This is a genomic window from uncultured Sphingomonas sp. (assembly GCF_902806265.1).
GTDB lineage: Bacteria > Pseudomonadota > Alphaproteobacteria > Sphingomonadales > Sphingomonadaceae > Sphingomicrobium.
On sequence record NZ_CADCVZ010000030.1, the window covers coordinates 83,469 to 101,281 of the forward strand.

Genomic DNA, 17,813 nt, shown 5'->3' on the forward strand with positions numbered 1-17,813 from the left:
CGAAGTCGAGGGACGCACGTGAAGCAACTGCACCTTCGCCCAACACAGTTGGCGAGGTTACGCCTTCAACCACCCAACCAGCTTTCTAAACGCATCCGCGCGGTGGCTGATCGCGTGCTTCTGCTCCGGGTCCATCTCGCCGAAGGTCTGCTGTCCACCCGCCGGCACGAACATCGGGTCGTAGCCGAAGCCGCGCTCGCCCCGCGGCGGCCACACCAGCGTGCCGTGCACCCTCCCTTCGAAGCTCTCCGCCTGCCCGTCTTCCGGCCAGGCCAACGCCAGCGCGCAGACGAAGTGGGCATCGTGCCCGGCGTCAGGCCCTTGCGCCTCCGTTTCGCGCCAGACCCGCTCCATGGCCCGCAGCCAGTCGCGCTTGCCCGTCTCGTCCTCGGCCCAGCGCGCGGAGAAGATGCCGGGCCGTCCGCCGAGCGCATCCACGGCCAAACCGCTGTCGTCGGCCAGCGTCGGCAGACCGCTGAGGTCCGCCGCCTGCCTGGCCTTGAGGTCGGCATTGTCGACGAAGGTGGTGCCCGTCTCCTCGGGCTCGGGCAAGTCCAGCTCGGCGGCCCCGACGCACTCGATCCCGAACGGCTCCATCAATGCTCTGATCTCGCGCAGCTTGCCGGAATTGTGCGTGGCAATGACCAGCCTGGACCCGATCTCCCTCACTGGCCGACCGCCCGGCGCTGCGCTTCGAAGATTTCGCCGCAGCCGATCCTCGCCAGACGGAGCAGCCGCAGCAGCCCTTCCTCGTCGAACGTCTCGCCTTCGGCGGTCAGCTGCGCTTCCACGATTGCCCCGTCCGCGGTCAGCACGAAATTGCCATCGCTGCCGGCGGTCGAGTCCTCGGCATAGTCGAGGTCCAGCACCGCCGCGCGCCCATGCATTCCGCACGACACCGCCGCTACCTGCGTGCGGATCGGATCGGCCGGCAGCTTCAGCCCATCCACCGCCAGCCGCAGCGCGACCCAGGCGCCGGAGATCGCGGCGGTGCGCGTGCCCCCGTCGGCCTGGATCACGTCGCAGTCGAGCACGATCTGCCGCTCACCCAGCTTTGTCAGTTCGGTGACCGCCCGCAGCGAGCGCCCGATCAGCCGCTGGATCTCCTGCGTCCGCCCCGACTGCTTGCCCTTGGCCGCCTCGCGCGCCCCGCGGGTGTGGGTGGCGCGGGGCAGCATGCCGTACTCGGCGGTGACCCAGCCCTGACCCTTGCCGCGCAGGAACGGCGGGACCTTCTCCTCGACCGACGCGGTGACCAGCACGCGGGTCTCGCCGAAGCTCACCAGGCAGCTGCCCTCCGCATGGTGGGTGAAGCCGGGCTCGAAACTGAGGGCACGCATCTGGTCGGGGGCGCGGCCGCTGGGGCGCATGGAGGTCTCCTGGTACTGGTTCGCGGCTGCCCATACCCGTTCGTCCCGAGCGAAGTCGAGGGACCCTGCTGAGCGTAGTCGAGGCATAGTTTTTCGGCTGCTCTCGAAGTAGGTCCTCGACGGAGTTTATCCTGAGCTTGTCGAAGGGCTCGGACAGAACGGATTGAGGGAGCCGGTCCTCTCCCTTAAGTCTGGCGCCATGTCCCCGCCGATCATCGAACTGACCGACCGCATGCGCTCGATCTTCGGGCTGGTGGTCGAGGCTTACCTGGAGCGCGGGCAGCCGGTCGGGTCCAAGATGCTGGCCGGAAGCGTCAACCTGTCGCCTGCTTCCATCCGCTCGGTCATGCAGGAGCTGGAGGAGCGCGGGCTGCTCACTCACCCGCATACCTCCGCCGGCCGCATTCCGACCGAGACCGGCCTCAGGCTGTTCGTCGACGGCATCATGCAGGCGAGCATGCCCGGGACCCGGGAGCGGGCGGCGATCGAGGCGCAGCTGCGCGACCGGCCGCTGGAGGAAGCGCTGGCCAACGCCACCGCGGCCCTGTCCGGCCTGTCCGCCTGCGCCGGGGTGGTGGTCGCTCCCAAGTTCGAGCCGCGCTTGAAGCAGCTGTCCTTCGTGCCGCTCAGCCCAGGCGATGCGCTGGCGGTGCTGGTCGGGACGGACGGTAGCGTCGAGAACCGGGTAATCGGTTTGCCCCCGGGCACCACGGCGGCGGCACTGGCCGAAGTCGCCAACTACGTCACCGCGCGGCTGTCCGGGCTGACCCTGGCCGAGGCCGAGGCCCGGCTTCGAACCGAGATCCGCGAGCGTCGCGAAGCGATCGACTCCGCCGCCGCCGAGCTGGTCGCTTCCGGCCTGGCCGAGTGGCGCGAGGACGCGCGCAGCCGCCCGGTGCTGATCGTCCGCGGCCAGGCTAATCTGCTCGACGAGACCGCGGCTGCCGACCTCGACCGCGTCCGCCGGCTGCTGGACGAGCTGGAGGACCGGCAGGAGATCGTCCGGTTGCTCGAGGGCGCGCGCGAGGGGCAGGGCTGCCGCATCTTCATCGGTTCCGAGAACCGCATGTTCGCTCTGTCCGGCTCCAGCGTGATCGCCGCGCCCTACCGTGGGAGCCAGGGGGAGGTGGTCGGCGTTGTGGGGGTGATCGGGCCGACGCGGTTGAACTATGCGCGGGTGGTGCCCATGGTGGATTTCACAGCGCAAGCACTCACAAGATTGATAGGATAGATGCAGGACAAGCTTCACGACGAGGCGGACGAGATCCGTGACGAAACCGCCGCCGGGGCTCCCGAACTGCAGGAGCACGACCGGGTGGCCGAGCTCGAACGGCAGCTGGAGGAGGCCAACAGCAAGGCGCTCTACGCCGCGGCCGAGGCGCAGAACGTGCGCCGCCGGCTGGAAGGCGAAAAGGTGCAGGCCGCGGCCTATGCCAGCACCGGCTTCGCCCGCGACATGCTGGCGGTGAAGGACAATCTGGAGCGCGCGTTGTCGCATGTGCCGGACAATGCGGCGGGGGACGAGAAGCTGAAGAATTTCGTCGACGGCATCGCCGCCACGCTGCGCGAGCTGGACGCGGTGTTCGCCCGCAACGGGGTCACCCGGGTGGAGGCCAAGGGCCAGCCGCTCGACCCCAACAAGCACCAGGCGATGATCGAGATTCCGTCGGCCGGTGCCGAGCCGGGGACGATCGTCGAGGAGATGCAGGCGGGCTACATGCTCAAGGACCGGCTGCTGCGGCCGGCGCTGGTGGGGGTGGCGAGGGGCGCCTAGACCACCTCGCGCTGCTGGGACTCGCCCTTGGTCGCCAGGCTGAAGCGCGGTTCCGGCGGCACGGTGCCGAGCAGCCGCGCGGCGGCCATCCGGCCGACCTCCGGCCCATGCTTGAAGCCGTGGCCGGAGCCACCGCCGACTAGCAACACGTTGCGCCAGCGTGGGTGGTGGTCGATCAGGAAGTCGCCGTTCGAGCTGTTCTCATATTGGCAGACCTCCGCGCTGACGAGGCGCGCGCCGCGCAGCCCAGGAAAGCGGCGGTCGCGGAAGGCCACAACCGCAGCAAGCGCAGCATCGGTCGGGCGCCGCGATTGCGTGTCGGGGTCCACCACAGCCCCATGCGTGTCGCGCGCGAACTTGACGCCGCGCGCCTCCAGGTCGGGGAAGCCGTAGAACAGGTCGCCGCCGTTGAAGTCGGCCCAGCCCGGCATCCGGGCCGGCTGGAACAGGGAATCGCCGGCGGGCGGCGCGAAGTAGAAGACCTCCTGCCGGGTCGGCACTATCCGCCGTCCGAGCACGTCGGGGAAGAGCTTGGGCAGCCAGGGTCCTGCGGCGAAGACGAAGCGGTCGGCCGCGACCTGCTCCCCTCTGGACAGGGTCACCGTCCGGAGTTCCGCCTGCTCGTTCGCCGGCGGCTGCACCCGCTCAGCGAGATACCGCCCGCCGCCCTGCACGAAGCCGGCGACCAGCGTCTGCACCGCGCGCCGCGCCATCAGGGCGCCGAACTGCGGCTCGAACAAGCCGGCGCGGACGCCCTCGAAGTCGATCATCGGGAAGCGCCGACCCATCTTCGCTCCGGTCAGCGCCTCGGTCGGAAGACCCAGTCGGCGGTGCACGGCCAGGCTGTCGCGCAGGTATGGCGCCTCGTCCGGGAAGAAGAACAGCACGCCGTGAGCGGTGAAGATCGGCAGCCCGGCGCGGGCGCTCAGTGTCTTCCATTCGGCCAGGCTCGCCAGCGCCATTCGGGCGTAGATCTCATCCTTGCCATAGGCCGCGCGGGTCATCCGGCTTTCGCCGCCCGACGAGGCACGGCTGTGCGCCGGCCCCCATGCGTCGATCAGCGTGACCCGGTGCCCGGCGCGCCGCAGTTGCTCGGCCGTCCACGCGCCGAACACCCCCGCGCCGATCACCGCGATCTGCAGGCCGGAGCCGGCCGGCGCCGCACGCAGAACAGCCGGAGCGGCGAGCGCCCCGGCCGTCATGCCCAGCAGCTGCCGGCGGGTTGTTGCCAGCTGCGGCCGTCCCGGAAGCATGCTCTCGTCCCGGGTCACGGCGCTTGCCGTCAGCCCCGCTCGGGCGCCGCTGGCGGCGGCGGCGGTGGAGGCGGCGGAACCGGGCAGCTGTCGGTCGCCAGGATCACCGACCCGTCCGCGCAGGTCTGCGTGGCCGGAGCGGGCGCGGGCGGCGGTGGCGGCGGTGCCGCGACCGGGGCAGGCTCCGAGCGGAAGCGATAACGCGCGGTCAGGCCGATGGTCCGCGGCTGGCCGACATTGTAGCCGATGCGCGCCCGGGCGCCGCGCTCGCGATCGAGCGACAGCTTGGGGTTCTTGTCGAACAGGTTGTTCGCGTAGAGCTGCAGCTCCAGCCCGTTGTCGAACTCGACTCCGGTCGACAGGTTGACGAGCGTGTAGGCCGGCAGGCGGAAGCTGCCGAAGTCGTTCACGCCCGAGCCGAAGGCTCCGGTAACTGGGTCGAAGAACAGCGCGTTGCCGATCAGCGCGGCGCCGGGCTCCTGGTCGCTCGGCTGGGTGAACCGGTTGCCGACCCGCTGGACGCTCGCTGTGATGAAGCCTTCCATCGCACTGGTCAGCCGCTGCGTGTAGCTTGCCGTAACCGCGAACTGGTATTTGGGTACGGTCGGCAGCCGGTTGCCCTCGCGGATGCCGGCGATAACAACACTTTCATTGGCCGGCGTGGCGGGGTCATCGGCAGTGGTGACGCTGCTGTCGAACTCGGCATCGGTGATGCTGCCGGCGAACGAGAGGTCGAGGCCGGCGAGCGGACGCACGCTGAGTTCTGCCTCCACGCCCTTGGCATGTGCCTCGGGCACGTTGAAAACCACCCGCGATGAGCAGCTGCCGGCGTCGGCGGTGACCTGCAGGTCCTTGATGTCGTTGTAGAAGGCCGCCGCGTTGAAGGTGATTGGCCCGCGACCGTACTTGAAGCCGGCCTCGTAGTTCCACAGCGTTTCGTCGTCGTAGGTCGGCCGCCCGCCAAAGGTCGCCGCGTCATTGCCCGAGCAGAGCGGGATGTTGAGCGGGTCGTTTACGCCGCCCAGCCGGAAGCCCTTGGCGGCCTGGACGTTGACGCTGAAGTCGCCGGTCGGCTCCCAGGTGACGATGCCACGCGGCGAGAAGCCGTTCGACTTGGTCCGGTCGTCGATGAAGGTGTCGCCGTTGGCGAAGATGCCGCCCGAGATGAAGTCGCGGGTCTCCTTGAAGCTGTAGTAGCGCCCGCCGGCGGTCAGCTTGATCTGGCCGAAGTCGTAGGTCGCTTCGCCGAAGACCGCCCGCTGCTTGATGTCGTACGGGATGTTTGCGTTGTACGGGCTGTCCGCATCAAACCCGTTGCGGGTGGCCGACACCGGCGTGCCCGGCGCGATCACGTCCAGGAACGCCTGGCTGAATACGTCGGAGCCGGGAGTTGGCAAGCGCTGAGTATATTGCCGGTCGACCGTGGAGTAGAAGCCTCCAAGCACCCACTGGAACGGGCCGTCGCCGGTCGAGGACAGGCGAAGCTCCTGCGCCCACTGCTTGAGATCGGTCGTGTCGCGCAGGTTGGAAGGGAGGGCCGCACCCCCGGCGGCGGCCGGCGCGGCGCCCGCAAAGGAGATAAATACCGAGCCCGTCAGCGCCGACGCATCGCGGCTGACCAGGATGTCGCGGTTGATGTAGCTGGTGACGGAGGTCAGCTCGACTCCGCCGAAGTCGATGCTGCCGGTCAGGTCCGCGAGCAGCGTGTCGTCCTTGAACTCCTCTCGCAGTTGCAAATACTGCTGCCGCTCTTCCAGGCGCGGCTGCGAGGTGGTGAACTGGTTGGTGTAGAAGTTGTACACATCCTCGCGGTTGAAGCCGTCGGCGCGGATTTTCTGATAGACCACCCGCGGAGTGATTCGGATGTTGGCGGTCGGCTCCCACAGCAGCGACACCCGAGTGCCGACACGGGTACCATCGTTCACATTGCGGCCGCGTGCCGGGCCGATCGCATCGATGAAGCCGGGGAAGTGCGTGCCGTAACCGACCACCCGTAGCGCGGCGGTATCGCCCAGCGGCAGGTTGATCGCGCCTTTCAGGTGGTAGCCGGTGTCATCCTCGTCCGCGACGTTGACGTTGGCCTCGACCACCCCCTCGGTCACGCCGAGCCGCGGCTGGTTGGTGATGTAGCGGATGGTGCCGCCGACGCTGCCCGATCCGAACAGTGTGCCCTGCGGACCGCGCAGCGTTTCCACGCGGTTGAGGTCGAACAGGTCGAAGTCGGGCGTGAACAGGGACAAGGAGATGACGCTCTCGTCGAGGTAGACGCCGACCTGCTCCTTCACGCCCGGCTGGTCGCGGACGATCTGCCCGGCTGACACGCCGCGCACGGACACTTGGCTTTGCCCCGGCCCGAGGTTCTGGACCGTCAGGCCCGCGATGTTGCGGCTGAGGTCCTCGATCGTCTGCGCGTTGGCGCGCTCGATGTCTTCCTGGGTCTGCGCGTTGATCGAGAAGGGGACGTCCTGCACGGTCGACGCGCGCTTGGTCGCGGTGACGATGATATCCGCCTGCTGCGTTTCCTCCGGCTGATTGACCGTCTGCGCGACTTCTTCCTGCGTGGTCTGGGCGCTCGCCGGAACAGCCAGAGCGATCGCCGCGGTTCCGGCGAGCAGGCTCCCTGTCAAAGTCGTCGTGGACAGACGCATCTCGTTCCCCCTGATTTCGGTTGCGAAAGGAGGATTAATCCTTTCCCAGTGCGAAGGGGAGGGAGAGTGGCTGATAACCGGCGTTTCCCTCGCATCCTGTGACAACATAGTTACAGGCAGAGTTTCAAACGCTAGCGAACGGCAGGATCATGGGATTAGCCCAGCTTGCCAGCCGCTGCCCCTGCTTCTGCAGAAAGGCATGGCGCACGATCTCCGCCTGCTGCTCCAGCCCGTAAGCGTCGAACGGCTTGTCGGGCACGAAGCGATACGCGTAGCGGCAGAACGGGTGCCGCATCAGCGGCAGGTAGAAGCGGCCGCGGGTCTGGGCCTGCCAGACATGGGTTAGCTCATGGACGAACAGACCTTGGAGGTTGAGCGAGGCCTTCGCGAAGTCCTCTCGCCAGTTCGGATCGGCCGGATGGAAGTGAATGTTGCCGGTGGGCGCCATGACGATACCCTTGGGCTGGAACGGCCACCACTTACGCCGCACCAGCCTGACGTCCGCGTAGTCGATGGCCTCGCCGAACACCGTACGGGCCAGGGCGATTTCGCCGGGGGTGAGTGGGCGGCCGTGCTTCATGGCTCCGCTCTAGAGCGGCTTCGGCCTCTCACCAAGGCGCCCCTTGCCGCCGCTTTTCCGCCCCGCTAGGGCAACCGGCAAAGCTTAACGGGAAGGAAAGACGGACATGAGCGAGACTGCCGAGCGGGTGAAGAAGATCGTCGTCGAGCACCTGGGCGTCGAAGGCGAGAAGGTGACGGAGGAGGCCAGCTTCATCGACGATCTGGGCGCCGACAGCCTCGACATCGTCGAATTGGTGATGGCCTTCGAGGAAGAGTTCGGGGTCGAGATCCCCGACGATGCCGCCGAGAAGATCACCACCGTCAAGGACGCGATCGACTATATTGACCAGAACCAGGGCTGAGCCGCGGCTGGTCCCTTCTTCCGTTTGCGCTTGGCTGACGGGGTTTCGACAGGCTCAGCCCACCCGGGCGTGAGCCTGTTGTGCTGTTGGAGAGGTTAAAATGCGCCGTGTCGTGGTCACCGGTCTGGGTCTCGTTACTCCGCTGGGCGCGGATGTTGAGACCACGTGGAAGAACATCCTGGCAGGCCGAAGCGGCGCCGGTCCAATCACGCGTTTCGATGCTTCCCCTTACAAGTGCCGCATCGCCTGCGAGGTAAAGCCGGCCGACCATGAATATGGCTTCGATGCGGGCAAGCGCGTCGACCACAAGGTGCAGCGCCAGGTCGACCCGTTCATCGTGTTCGGCATCGATGCGGCCGGACAGGCGATCGAGGACGCGGGCTTGACCGACATGCCCGAGGGGATGAAGTTCCGGGCCGGCTGCTCCATCGGTTCGGGCATCGGCGGGCTCCCCGGCATCGAGGCGGAAAGCCTGGTGCTGCACGAGAAAGGGCCGGGCCGCGTCAGCCCCCACTTCGTCCACGGCCGGCTGATCAACCTCATCTCGGGCCAGGTATCGATCAAGTACGGGCTGATGGGCCCGAACCATGCGGTGGTGACCGCCTGCTCGACCGGCGCGCACTCGATCGGTGACGCGGCGCGAATGATCCGCGACGATGATGCGGACATCATGGTTGCGGGCGGGGCGGAGGCGACTATCTGCCCGATCGGCATTGCCGGCTTCGCCCAAGCGCGTGCGCTGAGCACCTCCTTCAACGACGAGCCGGAGAAGGCCTCGCGGCCGTATGACAAGGACCGTGACGGCTTCGTGATGGGCGAGGGCGCGGGCGTTGTCGTCCTTGAGGAATATGAGCACGCCAAGGCGCGCGGCGCTAAAATCTACGCCGAGGTGGTGGGCTACGGTCTTTCGGGCGACGCCTATCACGTCACAGCGCCGCACCCGGAAGGCTCGGGCGCCTTCCGCTCCATGCAGATGGCGATGAAGAAGTCCGGGCTGGACCTCGGCGATATCGACTACGTCAACGCGCATGGCACCTCGACCCCGCTCGGCGATGAGCTGGAGCTCGGGGCGGTCCGCAAGCTGTTCGGCAACCATACCGCCACCATGTCGATGAGTTCGACCAAGTCCGCGATTGGTCACCTGCTCGGCGGTGCCGGCGCGGTGGAGAGCATCTTCTGCATCCTCGCCATGCGTGACCAGGTCGTCCCGCCGACGCTCAACCTCGACAACCCGTCCGAAGGCTGCGCGGGCGTCGACCTGGTCCCGCACACCGCCAAGGAGCGCTCGGTCAAGGCGGTGCTGAACAACAGCTTCGGCTTTGGCGGCACCAACGCGTCGTTGGTGATGAAGGCGGTCGACTGAGCAGGGCTGGACCCCGGCGTGCGGCGGGGTAGAAGCGCGGCGATGCTGAAGCGCCTCCTCATCGTCCTGCCAATTGCCGGTATCGTCGCCGTGCTGCTCGCCGTCTGGCTGCTATGGTGGGGCGGCGGCTCCGCCAAGGCGGAAACGATCGTCGTGGAGGAAGGCGCAACGCTGACCAGCCTCTGTCCGGGGCTGGAGCGCAAGGGGCTGATCCCCGGCACCTGCACCACCTACCGCGGCATGGCGCGGCTGTTCGGGTCCGGCGACGGGATCCAGGCGGGCGAGTTCGAGGTGCCTGTGGGCACCAACGGGGCGAAGCTGCTCGATTTGCTCCAGCATGGCCAGCCGGTGCAGCGGCTGGTGACGCTGGCCGAGGGCACACCCTCCGTCATCGTTCAGGAGAAGGTCGCGGCGGTACCATACCTGACCGGCGCGGCGCCGCTGCCGCCGGAGGGCTCGGTGCTCCCCGACAGCTACGGTTACAAGCGCGGCGAAGCGCGGGCGGCGGTAATAGGGCGCATGCAGGCCGCGATGACCCGTGAGCTCGACCGGCTTTGGAAGGCGCGCAAGGGAGGTTGCCCCGTGTCGAGCAAGGAAGAGACGGTGACCCTCGCCTCCATCGTCGAAAAGGAGACCGGCAAGCCGTCGGAGCGCCGCGCGGTCGCCGGGGTCTACTGCAACCGGCTGAAGATCGGGATGAAGCTGGATGCCGATCCCACGGTCATCTACCCGGTGACCAAGGGCAAGCCGCTCGGCCGTCGCATCCTGCGCTCGGAGTTGAACGCGGACACCGGCTACAATACCTATCGCCGCGCCGGCCTGCCGGTCGGGCCGATCGCCAACCCGGGACGCGAGAGCATCGCCGCGGTGCTCAACCCCGAGGGGCACCAGTTCATCTACTTCGTCGCTGACGGCACGGGCGGCCATGTGTTCGCCCGCACGCTGGCGGAGCACAACGCCAATGTCGCGAAATGGTACGCGCTGCGCCGCCAGCGCGGCGAGATGTGAGGGTCAGGCGCTGTGGAAAGGTGACGTTGGTTGCGCGCCGATGTGTAAGCTGCGCACCGGGAACGAAGGTAGCCGGTGGCCCTCTCGTCGCGGTCCATAGCAGCATCTAAGTCTTTCGCAGCCGCTTTGCCCCGTCCGCCGTAAGTGAAAAAGCCAACCCCGCGCAAAGGCGAGTGCGTCGATTACGGCGTTCTGCTCCTTGGTGACCACTTCAACTATAGCCTGCGTTTCACCTTCATCCCACAGCGACACCCAGTCCTGAGTGGAAGTCCATCGAGTGGGGGTAGCTGTCCGCAAGGATCACGATTGCCTCAGCGTTCGGGGGTATCTCGTGCTGATCACAATAGGGCTCGATAAACAGCGTTAGCGGCAAGGCGGTGCGGTTCCTGATCGGCAACTTCATCGGTTCCTCCGGCCTCTCACCGATGCTGCCGAAAAGCGCCAATCTCCGCAATGGGTCGAACTCAGACATTGAGACGCAGGACCAATGCCGCCTACCGAACAGCTTCGCTCCGCACATAGCCCACGCGCCGCTCCTCGCCGGCGTAGCCCCAAGCCCAGCCGCGGCTGTTGTCGAGCATTAGGAGCAGGTCCCCGGCCCGGAGCTGGGCCAGCTCCGCCGCACCGTCCTCAGGCGCAGCGAGCAGCGACGCGGAACGGGTCAGGCGCCGCTGCAGCGGCTCGGCATAGTGCGAGGCGATCACCCTTCCAGCCAGCGCGACGTCCGCCAGGTCGGGGCGGAAGGCGTGAGTCAGCGGGTCCAGCGGCTGCGTAGGTCCAGCCAACGGAAAGCCGCCCGAAGGCGTGTCAGCGCGCGTGGGCGAGCTGGCTGAGCGCTGGGCGGCGGCTCGGGTCCCCGTCGGCTCCGCGCTCGCCGGTGGTACGGATGTTGCGCTTGAAGCCTTCAAGAAAATCTGCCCCGGTGCTGGTGCGCACGACGAACACGTTGCGGCGGTCGTCCTGATCACGTTCGCGGCGCAGATAGCCGAGCGCACCCAGCGTGTTCAAGGCACGGGTCACCACCGGCTTGGACACGCCCAATACCCGCGCCAAGCCGCGCACGGTGTGTGGCCCAGGAGTCAGATATACGATCATTAATAACGCCATCTGGCGGTTGGTCAGATCTGGCTCGCCGGACCGGACATAGCCGACCAAGGCGCGCATCCAACCGCTCAGCGAAACCTCGCTCATTGGAGTGGAATCTCCCTGCTCGACACTTGCGAACTTCAACCGGCCAGTTACGAAAATGTTGCGTTGCCGACAGGGATTTCAAACGAATGGTCGAATAAACTGCTCGCTTCGCAGCTAGGCGTAACGAGCGGCCAGCGCCCCGAACACGGCCCGCACGCCCAGAGCCTCCCCGCCCTTGGGCCGTCCCGGCTTGGCCGAGGGATGCCAGGCGAAGGTGTCGAGGTGAGCCCAGGGCGTCGCATCGGGAACGAAGCGCTGCAGGAACAGCGCAGCGGTGACCGCGCCCGCCATTCCGCCCTCCGCGCTGTTGGCCAGGTCGGCCACGTCCGACTTCAGCATGTCGTCGTAGCCGCTCCACAAGGGCATCCGCCACAGGGGATCGACTACCTTGGTCCCCGCCGCGAGCAGTTGCCCGGCCAGCCCATCGTCGTTGACGAACAGGGCGGGCAGGTCGGGACCAAGCGCGACCCGCGCGGCCCCGGTCAGGGTAGCGAAATCGACGATCAGCTCGGGCTTGCCTTCGCCCGCGCGGGTCAGGGCGTCGGCCAGGATCAGCCGCCCTTCTGCGTCCGTGTTGTCGATCTCCACCGTGGTGCCCGCACGGCTGCGCAGCACGTCGCCCGGGCGGAAGGCGTTGCCGGCGACCGAATTCTCAACTGCCGGGATCAGCAGGTGCAATCTTACCGGCAGACGGGCGCCGACGATCAGCCCGGCCAGCGCTAGGGCATGGGCCGCGCCGCCCATGTCCTTTTTCATCAGCCGCATCCCGGACGCCGGCTTGAGGTCGAGCCCGCCACTGTCGAAGCATACGCCCTTGCCGACTATCGCCACGCGCGGGTGCTCCGGCCGGCCCCATTCGAGCTCGATCATGCGCGGCGCGCGCGCCGGCACCGCCGCCCGGCCGACCGCCGCCACCATCGGGAACTCGCGTTCGAGCTCCTCGCCCGAGATAACGGTAATCGCCGCGCTCCAGTCCTTGGCCGTCGAGCGTACCGCCGCCTCCAACTCGGCGGGGCCGAGGTCGCCCGCCGGCGTGTCCACCAAGTCGCGGACCAGCGCCGTGGCTTCGGCCTGCCGGACCAGCCCGCCAATCTGCGCCGCATCCTCCGTCAGCAGCATGCGCGGCTCCCGTCTCGGCTCCGGCTGGCTCTTGTAGCGCTCGAACCGGTGCTGGCCGAGCAGCCAGCCCAACGCGCCCTGGCCCGGAGCGGCGTCGGCCAGGCGGTAGGTGCCGCCGGGCAGCGCTTCCGCCAGCTTGGCCAGGCACCATGGCGACAGGGCTGCCGTGTCCGCCACCGCCGCGAGGACCTCGAACTGCGCGCCGCCGGGCTGCGGCAACAGCAGGTGCGCGCCGGCCGTCTTGCCGTTGAACCGCTGCGCTTCAAGCAGCACGCGGTCCGCCGGGGCCCTGCGCTTCACACATTCGGGGAAGCCGGCAGCGTCGACGAGGTGGATGGTGCGGGCTGGCTGGCCGCGGTCGGGCTGCAGCAGGGCGGAGAAATCGGTCATGCGGATCCTGTACTCAAGGGATGACGGTGGTCACCAGATAGGCAGCGAAGATCACCAGGTGCACCGCGCCGTGCAGCACCGTCACCCGCCCGCGCGCAAGCGACAGGGCGGCGACGAACAGGCTGAGGGCGAGCAGCAGCACCGACTTGGGATCGAGGCCGAGCACCAGCGGAAGCCCGAGGGTGAAGGACACCACCGCCACGACCGGGATGGTCAGGCCAATGGTGGCAAGCGCCGAGCCGAGAGCGAGGTTGAGGCTGGTCTGCAGCCGCCTCGCCCGGGCCGCACGCACTGCAGCTACGCTTTCCGGCAGCAGAACGATCGCGGCAATGACGATCCCCACCACCTCGCGGGGAGCGCCCGCGGCCGCGACCCCGGCTTCAAGCGCGGGCGACAGCGACTTGGCCATGAGCACCACGGCCACCAGCCCGACCAGCAGGAAGAGAAAGGAGAGGACCGCCTGTGACTGAGATGGCGGCGGCGCATGCACCTCCGGCACCTTTTGGAGGTCGCCGCGCGGCAGAAAATAATCGCGGTTGCGAACGGTCTGCACGAAGACAAAGGTCAGGTACAGGATCAGCAGGAAAACCGACACGAACGCCAGCTGCGTCCGGGTATAGATCGGTCCGGCGAGTGTGGTGGTGTAGTTGGGCAGGACCAGCGCCAGCACCATCAGGGTCGCCAAGGTGCCAAGCGCCGCGGTCGCTCCGGTGCGGGTGAAGCGGACCTCCTCCCGACGGGCCGCCGCGGCGACCAGGCACAGGCCAAGCAGCAGGTTGAGGATGATCATGCCGGTCGCGAACACCGTATCGCGGGCGAGCGTCACGGCCGCCTCACGGTTGGCGAGCATCAGCGAGACGATCAGCCCGGATTCGATCACGGTCACCGCGAGCGCGAGGATCAGGGTTCCGAACGGCTCGCCGACCCGGTGAGCGACAACCTCGGCATGATGAACCGCGGCAAGCACCACGCCGATCAGGACGATGGCGGACACCGCCGGCCAGAACAGGCCGAACTGCGCGGCCGCCAGCACCAGCCAGCCGAGCACGGGGAGCAGCCCGCTCCAGCTGGTCAGCTGCGCGCGGAGGAGCGGGGATTGCCGCACCTGCTTCGTCCGCGGTGCCTCCGGCGCCCCGGCCTCTAACGCGGATGCTTCGTTCATGAGGCGCCCATGCAAAACGGAATGCGTGGGAGGTGACCGGCGTTCCGCGCCCGGCTCGGGCAAGCGGCTAAGCGGCTGCGGCGACGCGCTCCGGAACGCCGAACAGATCGTGCTCGTCCGAGTCTTCTACCTGCACCCGGACGATGTCGCCCGGCGCGAGGTGGCCAGCGTCGCGGAGGTGGACCTCGCCGTCGATCTCCGGGGCGTCGGCCTTGCTGCGCCCGGTGGCGCCGCCGGTGTCGCCGTCGACCACGTCGATGATCACGTCCACGCTGCGGCCGACCTTAGCCGCGAGCTTCTCAGCGCTGATTCGAGCGGTCAGCTCCATCACCCTGGCGTAGCGCTCCTCCTTGAGCTCGGGCGGCACTGCGCCGGGCAGGTCGTTGGCCGCGGCGCCCTCCACCGGCTCGAAGCGGAACGCGCCGACCCGGTCGAGCCGCGCTTCGGCCAGCCAGTCGAGCAGGTAGCGGAAGTCTTCCTCCGTCTCGCCGGGGAAGCCGACCACGAAGCTGGAGCGGATGGCAATATCGGGTACCTGCGTGCGCCATTCGCGCAGGCGCTCGAGCACACGGGCCTCGTTCGCCGGGCGCTTCATCGCTTTCAGCACCTTGGGGCTGGCATGCTGGAACGGAATGTCGAGGTAGGGCAGCACCAGCCCCTCGGCCATCAGCGGGATGACCCGGTCCACGTGCGGGTACGGGTAGACATAGTGGAGCCGCACCCATGCGCCGAGCTGTCCCAGCGCGCGGGCGAGGTCGGTCATGTGCGCCCGGACCTCACCGCCCTTCCATGGGTAGGCGGCGTGCTTGAGGTCGAGCCCGTAGGCGCTGGTGTCCTGGCTGATCACCAGCAGTTCGCGGGTGCCGGCCGCGATCAGCTTCTCCGCCTCGCGCAGGATCGCGTCCGGACGGCGGCTGACGAGGTCGCCGCGGATCTGCGGGATGATGCAAAAGGCGCAGCGGTGATTGCAGCCTTCGGAGATCTTGAGATAGCTGTAGTGCCTGGGCGTGAGCTTCAGGCCCAGGTCCGCCCGGGCCTGCGGCACCAGGTCGAGATAAGGCGAAGGCGCTGGCGGAGCGGCCTCGTGCACCGCCTCGACCACCTGCTCATATTGGTGGGCGCCGGTCACCGCGAGCACCTGCGGGAAGCGGCCGCGGATGACCTCTGCCTCGCGGCCCATGCAGCCGGTGACGATCACCCGGCCGTTCTCCGCGATCGCCTCGCCGATCGCCTCCAGGCTCTCGGCCTTGGCGCTGTCTAGGAAGCCGCAGGTGTTGACCAGCACCACGTCGGCACCGGCATAGTCGGGCGACATGTCGTAACCGTCGGCGCGCAGCCTGGAGAGGATGCGCTCGCTGTCGACGAGGTTCTTGGGACAGCCGAGCGAAACCATGCCGACGCGGGGCGGGGAGGGAAGTCTGGTTGCCATGGGAGACGCCGCATATAGTGGAAAATGCGGGCGAAATCGAGACGCTTAGTCGCGAATTTCCTCGGCGTCGTACCATTGGTCGGGGCGGGGCGGGCCGAGTTGCCAGGCGTGGTCGCCGAGAATGACCTCCTCGGTTGGCCGCCCGGCGGCATCGCGGGCGGGGCGGTAGCGGAAGCGCTGCATGATCAGCCGGCAGGTGGTCGCGTCCAGCAATGGCGTGCCGCTCGAGCGGGTGACGCGGCAATCGCGAACCCGGCCGTTTCGCGCGACGACGAAGCGCAGGTGCACGGTGCCTTGTACCCGCCGTTCCACCAGGGCGGGCGGGTAGTCGCGCGGAGTGATGGCGCCGCGCAGCCACTCGGCCGGTATCCCGCGTCCGCCGCCGCCGCCGCCGCCGGTGCCGTCGCCGAAGCGGCCGGAGCCAAGGCCGGCGCCGACCCCTCCGCGGCCGGTGCCCGGACCGGGGAAGGGGGCCGCTCCCGCCGCGGGTGCGGTGCCCTGCCCGGCGACCGGAGCGGCGCGAATCGGCGGCGGCGGCGGCGGAAGCTTCACCTCCGGCTCGGGCGCGACAACCGGGGTGGGCGTGTTGCGAAGTGCCGGCGGAGCAGCCGCGCCTTCCGGGTCCTTGGGCCGCTCCGTCGGCTTGGCGGCTTGTTCCGGCATCATCGGCTCGGTGGGCGGCGGCGGCGGGTTGTCGGCCAGGCTGATGAGGGAGAGCGGGTCCTCGATCTTCGGCTCCACCGTTACGCCCAAGCCCGTCAGCAGGGCGTAGCCCAGGCCCAGATGGATGGCGCCGACGATCAGCGCGGAACGCCAGCGATCACGGCGGTCGGCAAGTGCTCGGCCCGACATGCCGGCGATCCTATAACGGCCGGTCCGGTCCGGCTAGGCCCTTGTTCCGGCTGACTTTAGCGCGCGATTAGGGACGATCTCGACCACCCGGTCTCCGACCTGAAGCGACTTGGCTCCGTCTTCCCAGAAGCTGATCGCCTGTCCGTCGCGCATCAATCTCACGCCCAAACCGGTCTTCAGCCCGGACAGGGGCAGGCCCGCTTCCTCCGCGCCGACTAGGCGCTCGCGCAATTGCACCTCGCCGGCATGCGAAGCTAGGTCGGCCATGTAGTCGGCGATCCCCGACCCTTGCGCCGAGCCGGCCATCAGCAGCCCGGCAAAGCTCACCGGATTGATCACGGTGGACGCGCCAGCCGCGCGCGCCGGCACCTCGTTGTCGCTGTTCTTGACGGACACGGTGATCGGCAGATCGGGGACGAGGTGCCGAGCGGTCAGGCAGACCAGGATGGAGGTATCGTCCCGCCCAGCAGCCACGATCAGGCAGCGGGCGGTTCTAGCCCTGACCGCCTCAAGCGTGGCATCGCGGGTCGCGTCGCCCTGCAGCACGGTGCAGCCGAGCGCTTCCGCCTGGGCGGCCGCCTCCGCCTCGCAATCGATCACCACGATCTCCTTGGCCGGCGTGCCGCGGGCGATCAGTTCGTTGACGGCTTCGGAACCGGCGGTGCCGCAACCGGCGACGATGATATGGTCGGTTAAGGTCTGCTGCAGGCGTTGCATGAGCCACTTGCTCCAAAGTCGCTTGATCACAAAGGTGTAGGCGGTTCCCGCCAGGATCAGCAGGAAGAAAATGCGGATGGGCGTCACGACCAGCGCGTCGAACAGCCGGGCCTGATCCGTCACCGGAACCACGTCGCCGTAGCCCGTCGTGGTCGCGCTGATCATGGTAAAGTAGATGATGTCGGCGAAGCTGATGTGCCCGTCGTGAGTGTCCTTCAGGCTTTCGCGCTCGATCCAGTGAAAGCCGACCACCAGCGCCAGCAGCGCGAACGCCACCGCTACCCGGATGAAGAACTGCGCCCAATTGCCTAGGGAGGGGCGGCGCCGGAGCAGCAGGTCGTTGCGATCCCGGGTCGGGCGCCACGGACCGGACGGTGGACGGGGCGTGAGATACCTGCTGGTCAACCCTGTCCCTTTCCGCACGAGTAACTGGACCGGCGATGCAACGACTGGTCAGCGCACAAGTTGCTGGTTAGAAGCCGCGCCTTTCACCGGCTATGGACCAGGCCGCCACTCGCTTCGGCACGGAGTTTCTGCATGCGTATCGCAATGATCGGCACTGGCTACGTCGGCCTGGTTTCGGGGGCCTGCTTCGCCGATTTCGGCCACCACGT

General features: G+C 68.1%; 17 protein-coding genes. 5 read left to right on the forward strand and 12 right to left on the reverse strand.

Features of this window, described 5'->3' with window-relative positions:
* Positions 1-57 precede the first annotated feature (57 nt).
* Both rdgB and rph read right to left on the reverse strand, forming a co-directional pair.
* A complete protein-coding gene (gene rdgB / locus QZX62_RS07255) occupies positions 58-669 on the reverse strand; it encodes an RdgB/HAM1 family non-canonical purine NTP pyrophosphatase (RefSeq protein WP_294173275.1) in 612 nt (203 codons plus the stop codon).
* The gene (rph, locus tag QZX62_RS07260) at positions 666-1,370 is read right to left on the reverse strand and encodes a ribonuclease PH (protein ID WP_294173276.1); all 705 of its coding nucleotides are present in this window, start codon (positions 1,368-1,370) and stop codon (positions 666-668) included. The genes rdgB and rph overlap by 4 nt, the downstream gene beginning before the upstream one ends.
* A gap of 199 nt (positions 1,371-1,569) precedes the next feature.
* Between rph and hrcA the strand changes: the two genes are divergently transcribed.
* On the forward strand, positions 1,570-2,601 hold the full coding sequence (gene hrcA / locus QZX62_RS07265; protein ID WP_294173277.1) for a heat-inducible transcriptional repressor HrcA: 1,032 nt from the start codon (positions 1,570-1,572) through the stop codon (positions 2,599-2,601).
* Positions 2,602-3,144 carry a nucleotide exchange factor GrpE gene (gene grpE / locus QZX62_RS07270; protein WP_294173278.1) on the forward strand — a complete coding sequence of 181 codons (543 nt, stop codon included), beginning with the start codon at positions 2,602-2,604 and terminating at the stop codon, positions 3,142-3,144.
* Here grpE and QZX62_RS07275 read toward each other — a convergent pair.
* The 3 genes from QZX62_RS07275 to QZX62_RS07285 form a co-directional block, all read right to left on the reverse strand.
* The gene (locus QZX62_RS07275; RefSeq protein ID WP_294173279.1) at positions 3,141-4,415 is read right to left on the reverse strand and encodes an FAD-dependent oxidoreductase; all 1,275 of its coding nucleotides are present in this window, start codon (positions 4,413-4,415) and stop codon (positions 3,141-3,143) included. The genes grpE and QZX62_RS07275 overlap by 4 nt on opposite strands.
* 11 nt (positions 4,416-4,426) lie before the next feature.
* Positions 4,427-7,045, reverse strand: coding sequence for a TonB-dependent receptor (locus tag QZX62_RS07280; protein ID WP_294173280.1), 2,619 nt, complete (start codon positions 7,043-7,045; stop codon positions 4,427-4,429).
* A 124-nt stretch (positions 7,046-7,169) separates the two neighbouring features.
* Positions 7,170-7,625, reverse strand: a complete 456-nt coding sequence (locus QZX62_RS07285; protein WP_294173281.1) for a vgr related protein — start codon at positions 7,623-7,625, stop codon at positions 7,170-7,172.
* Positions 7,626-7,731: 106 nt separating this feature from the next.
* Here QZX62_RS07285 and QZX62_RS07290 point away from each other — a divergent pair, with 106 nt between their 5' ends.
* From QZX62_RS07290 to mltG, 3 genes are all read left to right on the forward strand, one after another.
* Positions 7,732-7,968, forward strand: coding sequence for an acyl carrier protein (locus QZX62_RS07290; RefSeq protein ID WP_294169070.1), 237 nt, complete (start codon positions 7,732-7,734; stop codon positions 7,966-7,968).
* Between the two features lie 100 nt (positions 7,969-8,068).
* Positions 8,069-9,331 (forward strand): beta-ketoacyl-ACP synthase II, encoded by a 1,263-nt coding sequence (fabF, locus tag QZX62_RS07295; RefSeq protein WP_294173282.1) that lies wholly within the window; start codon positions 8,069-8,071, stop codon positions 9,329-9,331.
* A 42-nt stretch (positions 9,332-9,373) separates the two neighbouring features.
* Complete coding sequence (mltG, locus tag QZX62_RS07300) at positions 9,374-10,339, forward strand: endolytic transglycosylase MltG (protein WP_294173283.1); 966 nt, start codon at positions 9,374-9,376, stop codon at positions 10,337-10,339.
* Positions 10,340-10,833: 494 nt separating this feature from the next.
* Here mltG and QZX62_RS07305 read toward each other — a convergent pair whose 3' ends face one another.
* The 7 genes from QZX62_RS07305 to QZX62_RS07335 all read right to left on the reverse strand — a co-directional run bounded on the left by QZX62_RS07305 (position 10,834) and on the right by QZX62_RS07335 (position 17,604).
* Positions 10,834-11,124, reverse strand: coding sequence for an SH3 domain-containing protein (locus QZX62_RS07305; protein WP_294173284.1), 291 nt, complete (start codon positions 11,122-11,124; stop codon positions 10,834-10,836).
* A gap of 22 nt (positions 11,125-11,146) precedes the next feature.
* A complete protein-coding gene (locus tag QZX62_RS07310; protein WP_294173304.1) occupies positions 11,147-11,503 on the reverse strand; it encodes a MarR family winged helix-turn-helix transcriptional regulator in 357 nt (118 codons plus the stop codon).
* A gap of 141 nt (positions 11,504-11,644) precedes the next feature.
* Positions 11,645-13,039 carry a M17 family metallopeptidase gene (locus tag QZX62_RS07315; RefSeq protein WP_294173285.1) on the reverse strand — a complete coding sequence of 465 codons (1,395 nt, stop codon included), beginning with the start codon at positions 13,037-13,039 and terminating at the stop codon, positions 11,645-11,647.
* A gap of 13 nt (positions 13,040-13,052) precedes the next feature.
* Positions 13,053-14,201 carry an ionic transporter y4hA gene (locus QZX62_RS07320; protein WP_294173286.1) on the reverse strand — a complete coding sequence of 383 codons (1,149 nt, stop codon included), beginning with the start codon at positions 14,199-14,201 and terminating at the stop codon, positions 13,053-13,055.
* Between the two features lie 67 nt (positions 14,202-14,268).
* On the reverse strand, positions 14,269-15,630 hold the full coding sequence (rimO, locus tag QZX62_RS07325; RefSeq protein ID WP_294173288.1) for a 30S ribosomal protein S12 methylthiotransferase RimO: 1,362 nt from the start codon (positions 15,628-15,630) through the stop codon (positions 14,269-14,271).
* 45 nt (positions 15,631-15,675) lie between these two features.
* Positions 15,676-16,482, reverse strand: a complete 807-nt coding sequence (locus QZX62_RS07330; RefSeq protein ID WP_294173291.1) for an energy transducer TonB — start codon at positions 16,480-16,482, stop codon at positions 15,676-15,678.
* Between the two features lie 33 nt (positions 16,483-16,515).
* Complete coding sequence (locus QZX62_RS07335) at positions 16,516-17,604, reverse strand: potassium channel family protein (RefSeq protein ID WP_366926190.1); 1,089 nt, start codon at positions 17,602-17,604, stop codon at positions 16,516-16,518.
* Positions 17,605-17,813 lie beyond the last annotated feature (209 nt).